16 protein-coding genes are annotated in these 20,231 nt (G+C 67.3%); 7 read left to right on the forward strand and 9 right to left on the reverse strand.

Annotated elements, in window-relative coordinates:
• The first annotated feature begins 131 nt into the window (after positions 1 to 131).
• The 3 genes from LL964_RS05740 to LL964_RS05750 all read left to right on the forward strand — a co-directional run bounded on the left by LL964_RS05740 (position 132) and on the right by LL964_RS05750 (position 3,217).
• Positions 132 to 1,223 carry a DUF3616 domain-containing protein gene (locus tag LL964_RS05740; RefSeq protein WP_104587336.1) on the forward strand — a complete coding sequence of 364 codons (1,092 nt, stop codon included), beginning with the start codon at positions 132 to 134 and terminating at the stop codon, positions 1,221 to 1,223.
• A 67-nt stretch (positions 1,224 to 1,290) separates the two neighbouring features.
• On the forward strand, positions 1,291 to 2,694 hold the full coding sequence (gene gltX, locus LL964_RS05745; protein WP_104587337.1) for a glutamate--tRNA ligase: 1,404 nt from the start codon (positions 1,291 to 1,293) through the stop codon (positions 2,692 to 2,694).
• A 13-nt stretch (positions 2,695 to 2,707) separates the two neighbouring features.
• Entirely contained in the window at positions 2,708 to 3,217 is a 510-nt protein-coding gene (locus LL964_RS05750) for a transcriptional repressor (RefSeq protein ID WP_104587338.1), read from the forward strand.
• 79 nt (positions 3,218 to 3,296) lie between these two features.
• Here LL964_RS05750 and LL964_RS05755 read toward each other — a convergent pair whose 3' ends face one another.
• On the reverse strand, positions 3,297 to 4,205 hold the full coding sequence (locus tag LL964_RS05755; protein WP_104587339.1) for an AraC family transcriptional regulator: 909 nt from the start codon (positions 4,203 to 4,205) through the stop codon (positions 3,297 to 3,299).
• A gap of 193 nt (positions 4,206 to 4,398) precedes the next feature.
• Between LL964_RS05755 and LL964_RS05760 the strand changes: the two genes are divergently transcribed.
• Positions 4,399 to 4,602, forward strand: a complete 204-nt coding sequence (locus LL964_RS05760; RefSeq protein WP_104587340.1) for a hypothetical protein — start codon at positions 4,399 to 4,401, stop codon at positions 4,600 to 4,602.
• Positions 4,603 to 4,905: 303 nt separating this feature from the next.
• Here the strand turns inward: LL964_RS05760 and LL964_RS05765 are convergent, their stop codons facing one another.
• From LL964_RS05765 to LL964_RS05780, 4 genes are all read right to left on the reverse strand, one after another.
• Positions 4,906 to 5,520 (reverse strand): hypothetical protein, encoded by a 615-nt coding sequence (locus tag LL964_RS05765; RefSeq protein ID WP_104587341.1) that lies wholly within the window; start codon positions 5,518 to 5,520, stop codon positions 4,906 to 4,908.
• Between the two features lies 1 nt (position 5,521).
• The gene (locus tag LL964_RS05770; protein ID WP_104587342.1) at positions 5,522 to 7,282 is read right to left on the reverse strand and encodes a S8 family peptidase; all 1,761 of its coding nucleotides are present in this window, start codon (positions 7,280 to 7,282) and stop codon (positions 5,522 to 5,524) included.
• A gap of 765 nt (positions 7,283 to 8,047) precedes the next feature.
• The gene (locus LL964_RS05775) at positions 8,048 to 10,429 is read right to left on the reverse strand and encodes a TonB-dependent receptor (RefSeq protein WP_104587343.1); all 2,382 of its coding nucleotides are present in this window, start codon (positions 10,427 to 10,429) and stop codon (positions 8,048 to 8,050) included.
• A 371-nt stretch (positions 10,430 to 10,800) separates the two neighbouring features.
• On the reverse strand, positions 10,801 to 12,867 hold the full coding sequence (locus LL964_RS05780; protein WP_104587344.1) for a TonB-dependent receptor: 2,067 nt from the start codon (positions 12,865 to 12,867) through the stop codon (positions 10,801 to 10,803).
• Positions 12,868 to 13,029: 162 nt separating this feature from the next.
• Here LL964_RS05780 and LL964_RS05785 point away from each other — a divergent pair, with 162 nt between their 5' ends.
• On the forward strand, positions 13,030 to 13,446 hold the full coding sequence (locus tag LL964_RS05785) for a MerC domain-containing protein (protein ID WP_104587345.1): 417 nt from the start codon (positions 13,030 to 13,032) through the stop codon (positions 13,444 to 13,446).
• Positions 13,447 to 13,612: 166 nt separating this feature from the next.
• A complete protein-coding gene (locus LL964_RS05790) occupies positions 13,613 to 13,795 on the forward strand; it encodes a 30S ribosomal protein THX (protein WP_104587346.1) in 183 nt (60 codons plus the stop codon).
• 133 nt (positions 13,796 to 13,928) lie between these two features.
• Here LL964_RS05790 and LL964_RS05795 read toward each other — a convergent pair whose 3' ends face one another.
• The 4 genes from LL964_RS05795 to LL964_RS05810 form a co-directional block, all read right to left on the reverse strand.
• Complete coding sequence (locus LL964_RS05795) at positions 13,929 to 15,308, reverse strand: chloride channel protein (RefSeq protein WP_146092365.1); 1,380 nt, start codon at positions 15,306 to 15,308, stop codon at positions 13,929 to 13,931.
• 219 nt (positions 15,309 to 15,527) lie between these two features.
• The gene (locus LL964_RS05800; protein WP_104587348.1) at positions 15,528 to 16,832 is read right to left on the reverse strand and encodes an alkaline phosphatase family protein; all 1,305 of its coding nucleotides are present in this window, start codon (positions 16,830 to 16,832) and stop codon (positions 15,528 to 15,530) included.
• Positions 16,833 to 16,869: 37 nt separating this feature from the next.
• On the reverse strand, positions 16,870 to 17,412 hold the full coding sequence (locus LL964_RS05805; protein WP_104587349.1) for a methylated-DNA--[protein]-cysteine S-methyltransferase: 543 nt from the start codon (positions 17,410 to 17,412) through the stop codon (positions 16,870 to 16,872).
• Positions 17,409 to 18,872 carry a DNA-3-methyladenine glycosylase 2 gene (locus LL964_RS05810; RefSeq protein ID WP_104587350.1) on the reverse strand — a complete coding sequence of 488 codons (1,464 nt, stop codon included), beginning with the start codon at positions 18,870 to 18,872 and terminating at the stop codon, positions 17,409 to 17,411. The genes LL964_RS05805 and LL964_RS05810 overlap by 4 nt, the downstream gene beginning before the upstream one ends.
• A 146-nt stretch (positions 18,873 to 19,018) precedes the next feature.
• Between LL964_RS05810 and LL964_RS05815 the strand changes: the two genes are divergently transcribed.
• On the forward strand, positions 19,019 to 20,212 hold the full coding sequence (locus LL964_RS05815) for a COG3904 family protein (RefSeq protein ID WP_104587351.1): 1,194 nt from the start codon (positions 19,019 to 19,021) through the stop codon (positions 20,210 to 20,212).
• Positions 20,213 to 20,231: the final 19 nt, after the last annotated feature.

Consider the following 20,231-nt stretch of genomic DNA (forward strand, 5'->3'; position numbering starts at 1 on the left):
TGCAGGCAGATCACGTTCGCAAGCCCGCTGGGACGTCCGTGGCATGCCCGTGCTGCCATGCGCAGCGCCCGCCGGCGCCGTGATCGTGGTGTACTGGCGGCCTTCTCCAGCACGGTTGTCCAGACGCACCCATGGCCAAAAAGAATCTGATTCCGCATAGCGTCCGGCTCGAGTTCACGCCGGGCGCGCTGGTGCACAGCAATCTGTCCGGTGCTGCATTCACCGACGACTGGCTATGGGTGGCCGGCGACGAAGCCTGCTCGGTGGACCGGTTGCGCAGGTTGCAGCCCGGCCAGCGCGAACGCCTGCGCTTCGGCGAAGGCCAGAGTTTTCCGCTGGCCGAGCTATTGGACCTGCCGGGTGAGGATGCCGAGGAAGCCGACCTGGAAGGAATGGGATTGTCGGATGGCTATCTGTGGGTGGTGGGTTCGCATGGCTCCAAGCGCAAGAACGCCAAACCCGGCCGCACCGATGCCGACAATGCCAAGCGGCTGACCAAACTCAAGCTCGACGCCAACCGCCGCCTGCTGGCCTGCCTGCCGGTCGAACGCGACGACGACGGCACGCCGCGGCTGGTGCGGCAGACCGCCGATGGCCGCCGCGCGCTGCGTCTGAAGGGCGACGCCAAGCACAACCAGCTCACCGAGCTGTTGGCCGAGGACCCGCATTTCGGCCCGTTCCTGAAGATTCCCGGCAAGGACAACGGTTTCGACATCGAGGGCATCGTGGTCGACGGCCAGCGCCTGTTGCTGGGCCTGCGCGGGCCGGTGCTGCGCGGCTGGTCGGCGCTGCTGGAGATCGCAGTGGAAGCGCATGGCGACCATCTGCGGCTGGCCCCACTGGACGAGGACGGCACGCTGCTGCGCAAGCATTTCCTGCAGCTGGGTGGGCTGGGCGTGCGCGACCTGCACTATTCCGGCGACGATCTGTACCTGCTGGCCGGGCCGACCATGGTCCTGAACGGCGAGATCCGCCTGTTGAAATGGCCGGATGCGCGCAAGGTGCTGGCCGCCAACCGCGAGCCGGTGCGGTTCCAGCACACGCTGCTGGAATCGGCGGTGTTGCCGCATGGCAAGGACAGCGATCGCGCCGAAGCGATCTGCGACCTGCCGCCGCAGCTGGCCGGCAGGCGTCCGAGCTGGCTGGTGCTGTACGACGCGCCTGGCCCGGCGCGCAGCGGTGGCGACTGCGTGGTCTACGGCGACCTGCTGTGCAACCGCTGAGCGGTCGCCGGGCAGCGCCCCGCTGCGCAAGGTAAAATCGGCCCACCCCCGTTTCGCCGAGCGCTCCATGACCTGCCGCACCCGCTTCGCCCCCAGCCCGACCGGTTACCTGCATATCGGCGGCGCCCGCACCGCCCTGTATTGCTGGCTTGAGGCACGTCGTCGCGGCGGGCAGTTCGTGCTGCGTATCGAAGACACCGACCGCGAACGCAGCACCCAGGCGGCCATCGACGCCATCCTGGAAGCGATGGACTGGCTGGGGCTGGACTACGACGAAGGCCCGATCTACCAGACCCAGCGCATCGCCCGCTACCAGGAGGTGGCCGAGCAGCTGCTGGCGCAGGGCAAGGCGTATTACGCCTACGAAACCCGCGAGGAGCTGGACGCCATGCGCGAGGCGGCCATGGCCAGGCAGGAAAAGCCGCGCTACAACGGGGCTGCGCGCGAGCAGCAGCTGGCGTACCGCGACGACCCCAATCGTGTCATCCGTTTCAAGAATCCCGTCGACGGCAGCGTGGTGTTCGACGACCTGATCAAGGGCCGCATCGAGATCGCCAACAGCGAGCTCGACGACATGGTGATCTTTCGCCCGGACGGCTACCCCACCTACAACTTCGCGGTGGTGGTGGACGATTGGGACATGGGCATCACCGAGGTCATCCGCGGCGACGACCACATCAACAACACGCCGCGCCAGATCAATATCTATGCAGCGCTGGGGGCGCCGGTGCCGCGCTTCGGGCACATGCCCATGATCCTGGACGAGCAGGGCGCCAAACTGTCCAAGCGCACCGGTGCGGCCGACGTGATGCAGTACAAGGACGCCGGCTACCTGCCGCATGCGTTGATCAACTACCTGGCCCGTCTGGGCTGGTCGCATGGCGACCAGGAGCTGTTCAGCCGCCAGGAATTGCTCGACCTGTTCGACATCACCGACGTCAACTCCAAGGCCGCACGGCTGGACATGGCCAAACTTGGCTGGGTCAACCAGCACTATCTGAAGACCGACGACCCGGCCAGCATCGCGCCGCAGCTGGAGTACCAGCTGGGCAATCTCGGCATCGACGTAGCCGATGGCCCGGCTGCAGCGGACGTGGTGGTGGCGCTGCGCGAGCGCGTGCAGACCTTGAAGGAGATGGCCGACAAGGCCGTGGTCTGGTACCGGCCGTTGGAGGTGTACGACGAAGCGGCGGTGATCAAGCACTTGAAACTCGGTGCCGAAGTGCCGTTGGGCAAGGTGCGCGAGCTGCTGGCGGCGCTGGGCGACTGGAGCGTGGAGAGCGTCTCGGCGGCGCTGCACGATGCCGCTGCCGCGCTGGAACTGGGGATGGGCAAGGTGGCTCAGCCGCTGCGCGTGGCCATCACCGGCACGCAGGTCAGCCCGGATATCTCGCAGACGGTGTACCTGGCCGGGCGCGAGGGCGCCTTGAAACGCATCGACGCCGCACTCATCAAGATCGGAGCGGCCTGACGCCGGAGCCCGTATGACCAAGCACACCCCTTCGCAGAAGCATGCCTGTACCGAGCCTCACCATCATGTCCACGACGCCAACAGCTTCGTGCGCGCGGTGGAACGCGCCTGTGGCGAGCGCGGCCTGCGGCTGACGCCGATCCGCGCCAACGTGCTGCGCCTGATCGCCGATGCCGGCAAGCCGGTCAAGGCCTACGAACTGCTGGACTGGGTGCGTGAAGGCAAGGGCGTGGGTGCCGATGCGCCGCCCACGGTATACCGTGCGCTGGATTTCCTGATGGCCAACGGCTTCGTGCACAAGCTCGAATCGGTCAACGCCTTCGTCGCCTGCCACCACCCCAACAGCGCCCAGCACTCGGTCCCGTTTTTGATCTGCGACCGCTGCCATAGCGCGGTGGAACTGGAAGACCGCGACGTGGTGTCGCAGCTGGAGGCCCGCGCCAAGGCTTTGGGGTTCCAGCCGCAGGCGCAGACGCTGGAAGTGCACGGCCTGTGCGCCAAGTGCGCGGTGGCCGAGGCCTAGCCGGTCCGGTTCGGGCGGCTGCTCGACTGTCTGGCGTCTGCGTTCCGCTACCGGGCGTCACGGAGCGCAAGCGCGGCGCTCAGGCCATTACCGCCGCATCGGGTGTACTTGCACGCAGCCGCTGCGCATCGCGCGCCGGTGGCTCGCCCAGGATGCGCGCGTAGTCGCGGCTGAACTGCGAGGCGCTTTCGTAGCCCACCCGAAAGCCCGCATCGGCGGCAGTCAGCGCGTCGGCGACCATCAGCCGGCGCGCTTCGTGCACGCGCAGGTGCGAGCGGTACTCCAGCGGCGTCATCGAGGTCACCGTCTTGAAGTGCGCGTGGAAGGTGGAACGGCTCATCGCCGACAGGTCGGCGATCTGCTCGATGCTGAAGCGCTCGGTGTAGTGTTCGCGCAACCAGACGATGGCCCTGGAGATCTGGTTGAGCCGGCTGTCGGCGATCGCCATCTGGCGCACCACCGCATTGGCGGGATCGGCCATCAACCGATACAGCAGTTCGCGCGTCACCAGCGGTGCCAGCGCGGCGATTTCCTGCGGTTGATCGAGCAGTCGCGCCAGCCGCACCGCGGCATCCTGCAACGGCGGCGTGCTGCGGTTGAGCAGCAACCCCGCAGTCGCGGTGGTGCGTCCCGGCTCGGCGAGTTCGGGATGGTTGATCGCCAGCTCGCTGAGGACGGCAGTATCCAGGTCCAGGCAAAAGCACAGGTATGGCAGCGCAGCACTGGCCTCGGTCACCGACCCGACGATGGGCAGGTCCACCGAGGCCACCAGGTACATCTGTGGATGGTAGTGATAGGCCTGTGCTCCCAGCATTGCCTGCTTGCGGCCTTGTGCCACCAGGCACAGCATCGGGGTGTACACGGTCGGGATCGATAGCGTGCGCACGGAGCTGCGCATGATCTGCAGCCCGGGAATGCCCGTGGCATGCAGGCCATCGGCCGGTGCGTGGCGCAGCAGCAGGGCGCTCAATTCGGTCAGCGAAGACATGTAGAACTCATCGATGCACAGGGCGGCCTGGCCGCGTTGCCATCGATGCTACAAGAGTGCAGGTCACGCGGCCGCCAAGGCCAGACCCGATCGGCGATGTCGCCGCAGGCCGCCAGCAGGGCGTCTCCGGCGCTGATCGGGCACTCACGCATAATCGATATCATGATCGCCCGTCTCGTGCCCGCGTCGTTCCATGCCCGCAAAGCCGTCCACGTTTCCAATGCCGACCAGCCCAGCCGAGTGGAAGAAGCTCGAGGCGGCCGCCGCGGCAGAACTCGCCCTGCGCACCGAGCAGGCGTACCGGCAGATCCTGGGTATCCTGCAGACGCACGGGCCTCTGCTGAGCGAGACGCAACGCCGGGGTCTGCACAAGCGACTGCGGAGTGGAGGGCGCTGATCCAGCGCCCATGCAGGTTTTGATGGACCAACACATGGTCGGGTCGAGGCCGCCGGGGACGGTCGATGCCCCGATGGCGATGATGACCAGCCAAGCGCTACGCGCTCCGATCCATGCTCGAACGACGCGGTCGGCCGCAAGCGTGGTAGGCCGACGGCCGACAGGCACGTGCTGGACAGGCAGCTCAAGAAAGCGGCCGCGGGAAACGCGCCCAGGATTCCCGGGCGCCCACGGACGCTCGGTTCGGGAACCCCGGGCGACGCCCGTGCCTGCCTGGCAGCGCAGTCGTTCCGACAGCTACGCTCAGTTCGGTTCCATGACCGATTGCTGCACCACCAGCCACGCCCTGGCGATGCCGCTGCTGCGCTGTAGCGTCGCCAGCGCGCCCTGCGCTCGCTCGATGCTGGGGTAGCTGATCACCGCGCTTCCGTCGATCGTGGAGGCGTACGTGATACTGCCGTTGGTGCTGCTGGCCAACGCGTTCGCGGTGGCCGGCGTGGTGCCGGTCAGTTTGACCTGCGGTCGAACCAGGACGGCGCGCCCGGTGCGTTCGTTGACCGCCGCCGCGATCGTCCGTTCTGCGCCCGATGCCCGGTTGGCCGACGCCCTGGGGCCCGGCATGCTCGCAGGCGAGTCGCTCAACACGATCGCGTAAGGGCCGATGCGTGCAGCCACCTTGCCGGCAGGCGAGGCCATCGCGCCATTGGTCCTGGCCAGGTTCGCTTGCGGTGCCGCTGTTGCGGGCCGACGCTGATCGATGACGGTGCCCGGCAGCATGCGGAACATGTCCTTGCCGGACTGGAAGCGCTCGCCGGTGGCGGCCGCGGCCAGCGCGTTGGCGTCCATGGACTGTGCCTGGGCGCTGCCGGAAGCGACGGTGCAGACGGTGAGCAGTACGGCGATGAAAGTGGATTTCATATCAGTGCCCCAGGATGCGGAGTTTGAAGTTCTGCAGCGTCGCGGTGGTCTGCGGCGCGCTCATGTCGGTGACCTCCAGGGTCCAGACACCTTGCGCTCTTTCGTCCAGGAACGCGTTGCTGGAGGTCAGGTCGATGTAGAACCCGGTCCTTGCGTAAGTCTCCGGATCCAGCACCGAGAACGGCGTGACCACGTAGCTGCGTGTGCCGCTCGGCGAGATCAGGACCACGCGCAGACTGGTCGGGTTGCGGTGCGAGGTGGCGAGAGAAAGCTGTACGCCTTCGACCCGCATCGCCTGCGTGATCCGAAGCCGTTGCCGCGCCGGCCGCGCAGGCCCGCCGATCGGGCTTGCTGCCGCGGTGGATGCCAGCCACTGCGTATCGCGCTGCGGCGGAAGCGGCTCGAAGTGGGCCGCCTCGTACACCGCCGCGGCGCCATCGGCCAGGCCGAAGCCATACCAGTTGCTGAAGCGATGGCCGGCCGCGTTGGTGATCCAGCCCGGGTCGATCACGCTTCCCCGGTAGGTCGCGGCGGGCTGCCACGGGTCGACCGGGCGCGCGGTCTTGGCCAGGATGTACTTCACGTCGCGCGCGGTCAGCCGGGAATTCGCGCTCAGCATCAAGGCGGCCACCCCCGAGACGGTGGGTGCGGAGGCCGAGGTACCGGTCATGGTGCCGTCGTAGTTGCACGACGGGTCGATCCGGGAACCGCTGCCAGCCAGTGCGTTCACTATGCCAAATGCGGGGTTGTAACCTGCGCTGCAGCCGCTCAGGTCCGTGGTGACGATGGCAGGATCGTAGAGAGAAGGAGGCGATGCCGGCGGATTGGCAAAGAACCTGCGCTGGTACCCGGACTCGCCGCCCAGACCGGAGATCCACACGGCGGATCCCGACGAGGAGTACGACGCGCGCACGCCCTTGGCATTGACGCTGGCGACGACCACCGTGCCTGGAAGATTGGCAAGAGGGTCGACGTTGGCCAGTACGCAGCCGACCTTCGCCGAGCGCGCGGCCTCGCTGCACATTTCGACCTCGTTCCCGTTGGCGTCGAACCCCCAGGCGTCCTGGAAGCTGTTACCCGCCGCCTTGACGTAGATGCCACCCAGGCCGCCCCGGGTGGAGCGCATCAGCGCTTCCCAGGAGCGCTGCTCCTCCACCGGGAAGTCGGGATAGTAAAATGGCCTGCTGCCCCAACTATTGTTGAAGACCTCGATATTGCGCGCTTCCGGGCCGTCACCCCACGCGTAGCGGATCGCTGCGTAAGTGTTGGACGAACTGCGCGCAAGGAAGTCGAAGCCTGCCAGCAGGGCCTCGGGTGCCACGCCGCGTCCGCCGCGTCCGTTCCAGCCCACCGCGCCAACGATGCCTGCCACCGCAGTGCCGTGACCGTTGCCGGGATCACTGGGCGTGGTGTCGTGCGAGCGGTCGCCGAAGTTGTACGAGCCGTTCGGCAGGATGTTGGCGGCCAGATCCTCGTGGCGCAGCTCCAGGCCATCGTCCACGATGCCGACGCGCACGCCGCGGCCGCGGATGCCCAAACCGTGCAGGATGTCCACGTCCATGTCGATGCCGGGCACAGGCCTGGTGTCGCCGATGACCGCCTGCCCCTGGTTGGAGAGATGCCATTGGTAGCGCAGCAGTGGATCGCTTGCGCCGCCGTTTGCGGTGATGGCCGGTTGCGCGGCCAGCGTGTGGACCGCCGGCGTGCCGATCAGCGCGATGCCGATCAACAGCGTGAGGTGTCGCTTGCGAAAGAGATTCATCCGTTCGATTCCTATCGAAATGAGCATGGGTGAACGACACGCGCAGTCGTCTGGCCGATCGCCGGATCGGTCAGTGGTTCGGTCCATCGGACAGGCGCTAGCTGATCGTCCTGTGCCGGGACCAACACGCGTATCGACTGGGTGCGGGGTCGCCGCAGTTCCTGTTATCAGGGATTGGGAGAGCGCAAGGCGCGCTGTCGCCGATGTCGTGCAGGGTGGAACGCCGCGTCAGGCGGCAAAGGGTGCGAAGCAGCAATATCAGGAGTCATGTCCGTTTCTCCCTGAGAGCCAACAGGCGCATCTGCCCGAGACGATGTGCGGATGCGGTGGGTTATCGATCGGCCCCCTGTGCGCCTGCGCGCGACCGATGCTGGCAGCGCGGCAGCGCCGACAGCGAATCGATTAGAAAAGGCCAATGCGGTAGATGCAAGGCAGGTGAAATGTGACTCGCGTGTGACCGCTCACCCGCTTTGTACCCGGGCATGCCGAATGACATCGACAACTGCGCTTTACGGTGGAATCCAGGCGGCTGTACGCGATGATTCGATCACCTTCGATTCGTAGAAACGATCGCCAAGCGTCGAAACGCTTCGCATATGGGCGCCCGAGTTCCGTTGCCGCCTGCATTACCGCATGGGCGCAGTGGTGTAGGAGCAGTCACAGGCGGGCCGGTAACGCGTCGTCATCGCGATCGGGGCCGGCGCTATGTTGCGGCGGTGGCGCAGCGGCGCCTGGCCGCCATGCGTACGCCTTGGTTTCCAGCCGTTACCAGCGATAGGCCACCGACATCTGGTATTGCCGCCCGGCGATCGGCCGGCCCATGAACACCCCGCCGGTCGCGGCTCCGGGCACCCGCACGTTGCCCTCGGTCAACCCCAGGGTGTCGGTCACGTTGCTGCCGCTGGCGATCACCTCCCAATGCTCGCCCACATGCAGGTTGGCGCCGATATCCAGCATGTCGTAGGAGGGCAGGCGCTGGTTGTTGGCGAGGTCGGCAAAGCGATCGCCGATATAGGAATAGGTGGCAAACACCTTGAGATCGCCGAACGGCAGCATCCAGTAATAGCTGGGCGTGATGCGGAACTGGCGTTTGGGCTGGCGCATCACCTGGTTGCCGGTGAACTCGCGGTAGTTGCGGTACGTCGCATCCAGCCACACGCCAGTGCCGGCCAGTTCGAAGCCACCGAACGGGCGAACGGCGCCTTCCACTTCCAGGCCGCGGGCGCGCGAGTCGCCGACGGCGGTGAAGTTTTCGCCATTGGACAGGAAGGCCTGGAACGGCGAGTTCTTGAAGGTGTTGTAGAACGCGGTGAGATACAGGTCGTAGCTGCTGGCACCGGATTTCAGGCCCAGCTCGTACTGGTCCACTTCCTGTACGCGATTCTGTCCGTCGCGCAGATTGTCGAAGCCGGGAAACTTCACCCCGGAGTTGACCCGCGCGAACAGGCTGTTGCTGTCGTCGAGTTTGAAATTCAGACCTGCCGTCCACGAGAACGCTTCATCGTCCTGATCGATACGACGGGTAGTCGCCAATGCCAGCGAGGTGGCGTTGTCGTAGAGTGTGGCCGGGTTGCCGTCCAGATCCACCGTGCTGGTATCGTGCACATCGCCAGTGACGCTCTGGCGCTCGTAGCGTGCGCCCAGATCCAGGCGCAGGCGCGCATTGAGTTCCCATTCGTCGGCAACGAAGGCCGCCAGGTTCTCGCCGTCGTAGTCGGCGCGCAGGTTGAAGAAGGCGGTGCTGGTAAAACCCTGGCGGGTGGCCTGGCGGCCATCGGCCAGGTCCACGTCGATGCGGCGGGCGTTGTTCTGCGCGGTGAGTAGCATGGTATTGCCCAGGTACCAGGTATCTGCCGAGGAATACCTGGCGTAGTACGCGCCAACGGTCAGCGTGTTGCCGGCAAACAGTTCGCGACTCAGGCGCAGATCGTTGGTGAAGGAATTCAGGCGCTTGTCCACCGACCACCAGCCGGCTTCCAGTACCTGCTGATCGGGATCCACTACGCCGCCGCCGTTGGTGTAGCGCGCGGTTCCGGCGCTGCCATAGCCGGCGATGAAGTCGCTCAACCGCAGCGGCGCATCGCCGGTGAACAGTGCATGGGTCGGCGCGCTGCCGCTCATCACGTTGAAGCGGTCTGCAACGGTCCAGCCGCCGGTTTCCCAATTCAACTCACCGCCGAACACATCGATGTTCACACCGCGTCCGTCTGCCAGATCGCGCTGCAGGGTCTGGCCGTTCGGACCGACCAGCAGATCCACGTGACGGAAATCGCGGCCGAGCAGGGTGCCGGTCTGCGCGTCGAGCCCGGGGAAACTGGACAGATCGTTGCCGTTGTTGCGCGACAGCAGCGGGATGGCGGTGTAGAACGCGTTGTTGTCGTCGGTATGGCGTGCGTAGAACGACAGCTCGCCGCTGTCCCAGCGCTTGCTCAAGGTGGCGCTGAACTGGCCGCCCTTGTCGGCCGAGAACTGTGGATCGCGTACGCCGTCGGTCTCGCGGAAGAAGCCGCCCACGCTGTAATACCAACCGTTGCCCATCGGGCCGCTGTTGAACACATCGATACGACGCAATGCGTTGTTGCCGCCAGTCAGGCGCACGCTGCCCTCCGGCTGGTCCTGGCCTTTTTTCTGGATGAAGTTGACCGTCAGCCCGGGCTGGCCATTGGAGAAGATCGGGCTGGAGCCGCCACGCAGCACTTCCATGCGCTCGACCGTGTCGTCCACCCGGAACAGGGTGGAGTTCTCCAGAAACGACAGCGTGGGCGGCGGAAACAGCGGTGAACCGTCCAGTTGCATGGTGACGAACGGCGCATCGCCTTCGGAGGGCATGCCGCGCACGAAGATATTGGCACCGGTGCCGCCTCCGCTCGGCTCGGCCCACACCCCAGGCACGATCTTCAGTAGGTCGGCAGTGCTTTGCGGGACCGCCTGCTGGATCTGCTCCGGGCTGGCCGTGGTGATCGAAAAACTGGCATCGCGCTTGGCCAGGCCCTTGAAACGCGCCGTGCCGCTGACGATGACCGCATCCAGCGTGGTGGCGTCCTGATCGCCGGAGGCTGGCGTGACGGTCTGGGCGCGGCCATCCGGTGCCAGCAGCGCGGCGGCAACGGCGAGCGAGAGGGTGTAGCGGGTTACGGAAGAACGCATGCGCAAGCTCCTTGTCTCATCGCGAAAGGACTGCCGTGGCGCGTGCGGTCGATGCAGGCAGCGGCAGACAGTGCACGCGCATGTGCACGCAGTAACTGCGCGCGCATGCGCCCCCTGTCAGCGCAGTGCATCCATCTTTTACCGCAGAAGCGCAGCGCAACGTTGTGCGGCGCAACAGCTGTGCCGGCGGCGAGCGCATGTCCAAGCCGTTTCCCGTACGGGCATGCGGGCAGTGAAACATCGCGACACGTGCGCCAATACGCGGTCAGTCGCGGCCGCATGGCGCGAGCGTCGCCGCCTCCATCGGCCACAAACAAAAGGCCGCCCGAAGGCGGCCTCAGCTTCCAGTCGGCGGGGGAGAGAGTCCGCCGTCAGAAGAACATCCGCACGCCGAACGAGGCGCTGCGGCCAGGAAGCATCACGTCGTCCTTGAGGAAGGAGGTGTGCACGCGGGCGTCCTGGTTGGTGAGGTTGTTGCCGTCCAGGAACACTTCCCAGGCATTGCTGCCATGGTCCACGTGGTAGGCCAGGTGTGCATCGACGAAGGTGTAACCGTCGGTCGGCGTTTCGTTCGCCGCCACCTTGTCCTGCTTCATCGTGCGGGTAGCGCCGACCGCGGCCCGCCACTGTTCGGCATCCCAGCGCAACTGCGCACCGAACCGGCCCGGAGCGATGCGCGGCAGGTTGCCGCCGTCCTTCAGCCGCGCCTGCACGGTGTCGCCGAACATGCGCAGATCCCAGGCGCCGGTGTCGTTGTTGGCCAGGTGGAAGGTGGCTTCGCCTTCGAACCCGTGGAAGATCGCATCGGCCTGGGTCCACTGACGGATCGGCAGGAAGTCGTTGTCTTCTTCGTGGAACCACTGCCCGCCGGTATCGACGATGTAGACGAAATCGTTGTAGCGGTTGTAGTAAGCGGCCACCTTGGCATCCACCCAGTCGTTCTGGAAGTTCAAACCCAGCTCGGCCTGGTTGGCCTTTTCGGTCTTCAGGTTGGCATCGCCGATCTCGAAGGCGAGGGTGGCGATATGCGGGCCATTGGCGAACAGCTCTTCCTCGGCCGGCGCGCGCTCGGCGTGGTCCAGGTTGGCGGTCAGGCGCCATTGCTCGTTGAAGCGGAAACCGCCGCTGGCCGAGAAGCTGGTGGGGGTGAAGTCGCGTTCCACGCCGATGTCGGTCTGGTACTTGACCTTGTCCACGCGTGCGCCCACCTCCGCGGTGACGCGCTCCCAGCTATTGCGCGCCACGGCGAAGGCGCCCAGCGAGCGGGTATCGGTCTTGGGGACGAAGGATTCCTCGCCGATCGCCTGGAAGGTGGTATCGCTGCCTTGCAGGCCGAATGCGGTTTGCCAGCCGCCGCCGAAGGTGAACGACGCTTCCACGCGGCCTTCGTTGGCGCGCTTGGAGAACACGGTGCCGACTTCGGTACCTTCGAATTCGGTATGCGCATAGTCGGTGTGACCGAAGCTGTAGCGCAGCGCGCTGCCGTCGCCCCACGGGTCGGTCAGCCCGCCCTTGAGGTCGTAGCGGTCCTGTTGCAGTTTCAGCGACACGCCGCGCTCGCCGATCGACGGGTCGCCCGGCTCACCCGGATTGCCGTAGTTGTCGCGGAAACGCGATGCCGACACACCGACGAAGCCCCAGTCGCCGGCCAGCGACGCGCCGACCGAGCCCACCTTGCTGTCGATCCAGCTGTTGAGCTGGCGCCCGCGCGGGGTGTCGTAATCGTTCTGGTTGCGGTACACGCCGTCAGCATGGATCGACAGCCCGCTGCCGTTGCCGGCATCGACGCGGAACATGTCGGTGTTGCCGTCCTTGTCGCCGCCGTCGAAGCGCACTTCGGCACGGCCATTGAAGCCGTCCACCGGCGTCTCGGCGATGCGACCGTCGACCACGTTGACCACGCCGCCGATCGCGCCGGAGCCGTACAGCAACGTCGATGGGCCCTTCAGCACTTCGATCTGGTTGGCCAGGAACGGTTCGATGGCCGGGGAATGATCCTGGCTCACGGTGGACACGTCCTGGGTGGACAGGCCGTCGCGCAGCACCGCCACGCGCGGACCGTCCAGGCCGCGGATGATCGGCCGGCCGACGCCTGGCCCGAAGTTCGAGCTTTGCACGCCCGGCAGGCTGGACACGGTTTCGCCCAGGCTGGAGGTGCGCACCTCGTCCAGACGCGCGCCGGCCAGCACTTCGACCGGGCGGCTCAAGTCGCCGGCCGCGTCGCGCAGCGGGCTGGCGGTGACCACCACCTTGTCCAGATCCTTGATGTGGCGCCCGCTGGAAGGCGAGGCGTCGTGGCGGTTGTCGGAGCCGGGCGGCGTCTGCGGATCGGCAGGCACCGGGCTGTCCTCGGCCATGGCCAGGGCGGGAATCAGCACGCTGGCCAGGGCCAGCGTGAGGGTTGAACGGCGGAGCGGGGAAGCAAGGCTGGGGGACATGGCGAACCGGACTCGATAAATTGTTACTGTGTATCAATGGGATGGCGCAACAAGCCTGCGGCGCCGACGGCACACACCACACGGGCGCGATGCACCGGTGCGGGTCTGGAACGAGGAAGATGTTATATTATTCCAGGTCGCCGCGATCCCCTGCTGGAAGTCATGTCCTTGCCAACACTTCGCCATTTGCTCGATCGCTTCGGTGCCACCGGCTCGTTGCTGTGCGCGGTGCATTGCGCGGTGCTGCCGCTGGTACTGGCGCTGGCGCCTTCGCTGGGCTTGTCGTTCTGGCTGGGAGACGGGGTCGAACGGACCATCGTAGTGTTCGTGACCCTGCTCGGGTTGTTCAGCCTGGTGTTGGGCTATCGTCGCCATCGCGCCCTGCACGCGCTGGCCCTGCTGCTGCCTGGCCTGGGGCTGTTGTGGCTGGGCCTGCTGTACGAGCCCCTGCATCATTCGGTGGTGCCGCATGCGGTGGTCATGACCCTGGGTGGCGCGCTGGTGGGTATTGCCCATCTGGTCAACCTGCGCTTGAACCACAGCCATTCCCACGTGCACGACGCGCGCTGCGCGCACTGAGCCACAGCCTGCCGCTGGTGTGGGTGTCGGGGTTGTCGAGCGGGCTGCGCGCCCGCGGGCCGACGTGATAGGCTTGCCGGCCTTGCGCGAGGGCGCCGCTGGCGCAACCTCGCCAGACCCGTGCTTCAGCACGGGGACTTTGTTTTCACATTCAGGAGTCGACGAAATGGGTAAGGGTGACCGCAAGACCGCCAAGGGCAAGCGCTACAATTCCAGCTACGGCAATTCGCGTTCGCACGCGGTGAGCAAGGTCGTCGTGGGTGCCGCCGCCCCGGTTGCCAAGAAGGGCGTGGTCAAGGCGCCGGCCAAGAAGGCTGTCGCCAAGAAGACCGTTGCCAAGGCGAGCTGATTCCAGCCCACTGTGCGACTTGAAGAACGCGGCGCCTGCGCCGCGTTTTTTTATGCCCGTCGTTCCTGCGCCCGCCCGTCGCTGGTGCGGCAGAAGGCGTGCCGGGAGTCGTTCGACCGATGTGAGGCTCGGTTCATCGCTGGTCATGGGCTGGCGGGGCGGCGGATGGCGCCAGTAGTTGTTCGGCCAGCCCGCGGTAGATCGGGGTCTTGCAGACCAGACCGGACACCGCGCGGGCGATCAGCACCGTGGCCAGGATCGGCAGCAGCATCTGCCCGGTGTCGGTGAGCTCCAGCGAAATCACTGCCGAGGTCAGCGGCGCCTGGGTCACCCCGGTCAGATAGGCGCACATTCCCAGCAACACGAAGGTGCGCGGGTCCACGCCCGGCATCAGCGCCGACAGGTTGTGGCCGATCCCGGCTCCCACCGCCAGGGCCGGCGAGAACAGGCCGCCCGGGATGCCTGCCAGGTACGACACCAGGTTGGCGAAAAGCTTCATCAGGCCGAACTCATGGCCGACCTGCGCATGCCCCTGTACCAGGCTGCGCGCCTGTTCGTAGCCGGTGCCGAAGGCGCCTTGCCCGAACACCAGCGCCAATCCGACCAGCGCCAGCCCGCACGCGGCGGCCAGCAGCACCGGATGGCGCTGGCGCAACGCGCCCAGCCAGCGCGGCCTGCCGCCGACGCTGGCCAGCACCAGCCGCGCGAAGATTCCGCCGAGCAGGCCGGCCACGCTTCCGCACAGGGCGATCGCCAGCCAGGCACTGCCGAGCGGCAGCTCCACCGTCACCTTACCGAAGTAGGTATAGCTACCCAGCAGCCCCAGCGACACCACGCCGCCGACGATGACGGCGGTGAGCAGGGTGCCGGAGAAGCGGTGTTCGAAGCGGCCGCTCAATTCCTCGATCGCGAATACCACCCCGGCCAGCGGCGTGTTGAAGGCCGCCGCAATGCCGGCCGCACCGCCGGCCAGCAGGAAGTGCGAGAGTTCGCGCGGATCGTGAAAGCCGAACCAGCGCCCGAACACATGCATCAGGCTGGCGCCGACATGCACGGTGGGGCCCTCGCGGCCGACCGATGCGCCGCCCAGCAGCGACAGGGTGGTCAGTACGAGCTTGCCGACCGACACGCGCAGCGACAGATTGGTGGCGCGAAACGCCGGGTCCGGGTGCTCCAGCGCGGCAATGACCTGCGGAATGCCACTGCCGCGGGTGGGGCGTAATGCGCCGGAGGTCAGCCAGGCGAGCAGGGCGAAGATGCCCGGGGTCAGCAACAAGGCCCACCAGATCGAGTGCGCGACGATGCGTTGGAACAGATGGAAGGCCGCATCGCTGGCCTTGGCGAACACGATCGCCACCAGCGCCACGGCGATCGCACCGCCCCACAGCGCGGCGCGGCGGCGCCAGCCTGCGCTGGACAACATCGGCCGCAGGCGACGCGGCGAGGAATCGGAACCGGACATCGCGGCATTGTCGCATTGCCTGGCCATCACCCGGTCTGCAGCGACCCACATTCCTGGACGATCGGCGGTATCGGCCGCGCAGGCTGGGTGGAGCGGCACGCCTGCACGCGGCACTTCAAGGCCAGGGCGCGGGGCAGGCCGTGCGCCTTCGGCGTTGCTGCAGGCGCATCTGCCACCCAGCACGGCATCTGGCGCGATCGCGCGGTCGCGCCAGATGCCACGGGTTCCGACATCACCGGCACGCCTGCACGCCTGCACGCCTGCACGCAGCTACTTTCCGTCAGTGGCCGGTTGCACACGCAAGGCGGGCAGCAACACCGCCGCATCGCCATCGTTGGGCGCGGCGTCGATGCCCAGCAGGCGCGTCATCAATGGGTAGACGTCGACATTGTCGAAGCCCGGCAGGATCTTGCCCTGCGCCAGATCCGGGCCTTGCGCCAGGAACACCGCGCGCATCGACGGCAGTGCCGGATCGAAGCCGTGCGAACCGCGCATGCCTTGCGCTGGGCGCTTGGCCAGTTTTTCCGGGAACAGGGCATCCCAGCCTTCGTGCATCTGGCACACGATCGGAGGGATGCGTGGATGGCTGCCGTAATGCCAGCGCGCCGGCAGCTCCGCCTTGCGCCAGCAGTCGTATTGCGCATGTGCGCCGAGCAGGCGCGCCTCGGCGGCGGCCTGTTGTCCGGGCCGTGGTTCGAAGCCGATGACCTGGCCGTCGGTGACTGCCGTTGCCAGGGCGGGCGGCGCCATGCGTTCCACGCCGATCGCGTGGCCAGGGGGCACTTCGGCCATGCCGTGGTCGGAGACCACGAAGATGTTGGTGCGTGCGCGGGTGCCGTCGCGTTGCATGCCGTCCAGCAAGGTGCCGATGGCGGCATCCACTGCGCGTACGCTGTCGGCATACTCGCGCGACTCCGGGCCATGGTCGTGGCCGGCTTCGTCCACGTGTTCGAAATACAGCGTGACCAGCCGGTTGCGGGCGCTGCCGGCGGCCTTGAGCCAGGCCCGCACCGCGTCCACGCGCGCCTGCATGCTCACGCCTTCTTCGTAATGGCGCCAATGCGTCGGACGTACCCCCTGGATCGCGGCTTCGCTGCCCGGCCATGACCAAGTGGCCGTATGCAGGCCGGCGCGTTCTGCGCCCACCCACAGTGGCTGGCCGCCCCACCAGCGCGCATCGCCCACCGCTTCCGGCTTGCTCAGCCAGAAAGTGCCCAGCGCCGGATCGCGCATGCTGTTGTGCACGATGCCGTGATGGTCCGGGCGCAGGCCGGTGATCAGGGTGTAGTGGTTGGGAAACGTCAACGAGGGATACGACGGTGTCATCCAGCGCGCACGCACGCCTTGGTGGGCGAGCAGAGACAGCGTGGGTGTGATGCCGCGATCGAGCATGTCCGCGCGCAGGCCATCGATGGAGATCAGCAGCAAGGTGTGCGGCGCGCCATCCGGCGGCGGTGCCATCGGTGCCGGGGCCGTGCCTGGCTGCACTGCTGCGCTGCGCTGCGGGGGCTGGCTGGTACAGGCCGCGAGCAGGGCTGTGGCGGCTGCGGCAAACACAAGACGTCGTTCGATCATGCCGGCGAGTGTACGGCGCAGCGATGACGTCGCGAAGTCAGCGCGGCGGGGCGGGCGGCTGGGCGAACAGATCGCCGGCGCGGGCGAGCTGCCGTGGCGACCAGCCTTCCAGCTGCAACAGGGCCTGCTTGGTCGGCAAGCCGCCGCCGAAGCCGGTCAAGGCGCCATTGGCGCCGATCACGCGGTGGCAGGGCAGCACGATCGGCAGCGGATTGCGGCCGTTGGCCGCGCCCACCGCGCGACTGGCCGCCGGCCGGCCCACCGCCTGCGCCAGCTGCGCATAGCTCCAGGTCCGGCCGAACGGAATCTGCGCCAGCGTGTGCCAGACCTGCAGTTGGAACGGCGTGCCGGCAGGCGCCAGCGGCAGGTCGAACTGGCGTCGCCCGCCATGCAGATATTCGAGCAACTGCTCGCGTGCCTCGCGCACCAGCGCCGCGTCCGGATCGTGCACCCAGCATGCGCGTCCGGCCGCGTCGTAGCGGTTCTGCGCGAACAGGATATGGCGCACGCCGGTCTGGTCGGCGGCAACGCTGAGTGCCCCGATCGGGGATGGGAAGGTGTCGTAATGCACGGTGCTCATGGGCGCGACTCCTTCAGGTCGGTGGCGAGATGCCACAGGTGCAGCACGGCGTAGGCGCGCCATGGCCGCCAGGCCTGCGAGCGCGCCTCGGTGGCGCGTTCGCTCAGCCGCAGCGGTGCGCCGAGTACCTGCTGCAGGATCAGGTCGCCGGCCGGAAACGCATCCGGATGCGAGAGCGCACGCATGGCGATGTAGTGCGCAGTCCACGGCCCGATGCCCGGCAGGGCGGTACAGGCGGACACGAAGTCCGACAGGCGCTGTCCGGCGCCGAACTGCAGCCGGCCTTGCGCGCAGGCCGAGGCCAGCGCACGCAACGTGGCGGCACGTGCGCCCGGTAACCCGAGCTGTTCCAGCGGCGCATGAACGAGTTGTTCCGGCGTGGGAAAACTGCGATCCAGCCCCGGCGGCATGTCGGCGTGTCGCCCGCCATGGCGTTCGACCAGCCGCGCCGCCAGCGTCGCGGCACCGGCGACGCTGATCTGCTGGCCGAGCACCGCGCGCACCGCGATCTCGAAGCCATCCCAGCCGCCGGGTACGCGCAGGCCGGGTCGCCGTTCGATCGCTTCGGCCAGCAGCGGCTCGGGCGCCAGCGTGGCGTGCACGGCCTGCAGATCCGCGTCCAGGTCGAACAGCCGGCGCACGCGGCGCACGATCTGCGGAATCCGGCGCGGATCGGTGGCACCGATGCGCAGTAGCAGTTCGGCGCGCTGCGGTGCCGGCGCGACCTCGATCACGGTGGCGTTGCCTGGCGTGCCGATCACGCGGCGGTAGCTGGCGGTATCGATCTGCTCGATGCCCGGGATCGCCCGGCGCCGCAGGAAGGCCAGCATGGCTGGCCAATCCAGTGGCGGCCGATAGCCCAGACGCAGCGTCAGCTCGCCGCCCGGCACCTCGGCGCGCTGCTTGCGCAATGCCGATGGCGGCATCCCGCAGCCCTCCAGGAATGCCGCATTGAACCGGCGCAGGCTGTTGAAGCCGGCCGCCAGGGCGACCTCGGTCACCGGCAGGGCGGTTTCGGTGAGCAACTGCTTGGCCAGTAGCAGCCGGCGGGTGCCGTACACCTGGATCGGCGTGGCGCCGAGCTGCTGCACGAACTGCCGTTGCAGTTGCCGCGCGCTGACCCCGACGGCATCGGCCAGGGCCTGTACCGGCTGCTCCTGCAGCACGCCTTCGGCAATCATCGCCAGCGCACGCTGCACGCTCTCTTCGCCAAGATGCTGCTGCGCCTGCGGAGACAGTTCCGGCCTGCAGCGCAGGCACGGCCGGTAGCCGGCCGCGCTGGCTGCCGCGGCGGTGGGGTAATAACTCACGTTGGCCGGTTTGGGCGCTGGCGCCGGGCACACCGGGCGGCAATAGATGCCGGTACTGCGCACGGCGGTGAAGAACAGCCCGTCGAAGCGTGCATCGCGCGCCAGGCGGGCGCGGTCGCATTGGGTCCGATCGGGCATGAGGGTCTGCATGGCGCCAGTCTATGCCCTCGTCCTGGTGCCGGCTGGCCGTTTTCGGACAGGGTTGCTCGAGCGGGCTGTGTTCATGGCGCGGTCAAATCCTCGACCGCTTCAGCCATAGACTGAAGGTGATCTTCGTCGCGCTCCGATGCTTGCCCATGTTCAAACCGCTATTTCTGTCACTCGTCTGTGTGTGCTCGCTGGTTGCCTGTGATCGCAGCGGTACCTCCGCCGATGCCGTCGGGGCGCCGCCGGCTGGTGCAGCGCAGGTGGGCGATGGCGACCATATGGTGTCGGTGGATACGCCCGACCCGATACCGCCGCCGCGCCCGCGTGCGCAGGCTGGCACCGCAGGCTGGCCGCAGGCGGAACTGGAAGCGGGCCAGGCCTGGATCAGTTGCGCCACCGATTACGGCAAGGAGGCCGGCGACGGCACGCTGTTGCCGGCACTGGACCGTGCCAGCGTGGAGGCCGCGCTGGCGCCGTGCCGCGAGACCGGCCTGGTACGGGTGCGCTATACAGGCAAGATCAACGCGGGTTTCGCCGCGCTGGTATGGCGGCTGGCCTCGGTGGCCGAGCAGTGGAAGCTGCCGCATCGCATCCTGGATCTGGATTCCAGCGGCGGCCAGGTGGAGGCGGCGATCCGGGCCGGCGATACCATCGGCGAATCCAACTGGACCATCTGGGTACGCGAAGGCTCGGTCTGCCACAGCGCCTGCGTGTTCGTGCTGGCGGCCGGAGACAACCGGCTAGTGGCCGGCAAGGTCGGCATTCACCGGATGATGCGGATCAGCTCGAAGGCGACCTCGCGGGCCGAGCTCAATCGCGAACTGCGCGAGGTCTACGGCAACGTCAAGGAATACCTGGAACGCAACGGCGTGGCAGTGGCGGTGGCCGACCTGATGATGACGGTGCCCAATCGCAGCCTGCGCCTGCTCACCATGGAAGAGCTGCGCGAATACGGCCTGGACGGAACCAACGCGGTGCAGGACGACCTGGAGCGCATCCGCCAGATGCGCAAGTGTGGCGAGGCGTTCGTGCGCCGCAAGGACGCGTTTCTGGTGGCGTTCGACCAGAAGTGCAAGGGCGAGGGCGCGGATCTGGATGCGGTCAATACCTGTGGGCTGGCCTTGAAACAGCGCTTCGGCTTTCCGGATACGGCCTGTCCGGAGGAAAGCCCGCTGGCCGAAACCGATGCTGCGGCGCTGCCGGCCACGCCAGCGCCGGATGCGCAGGGCGATGCGCCGAGCGACGCCGCGCAGCCGCCAATGCCGGCGACCGAGCCGCCTTCCGAGGCGGCCCGCGACGCAGCGCAGGCGGATCCCCCGATACCTGCGCCTGCCGACGGTTGAGGCCGTTGCGGCTTTCACG

Origin of the sequence: Xanthomonas melonis (assembly GCF_020783655.1) — a bacterium.
Classification (GTDB): domain Bacteria; phylum Pseudomonadota; class Gammaproteobacteria; order Xanthomonadales; family Xanthomonadaceae; genus Xanthomonas; species Xanthomonas melonis.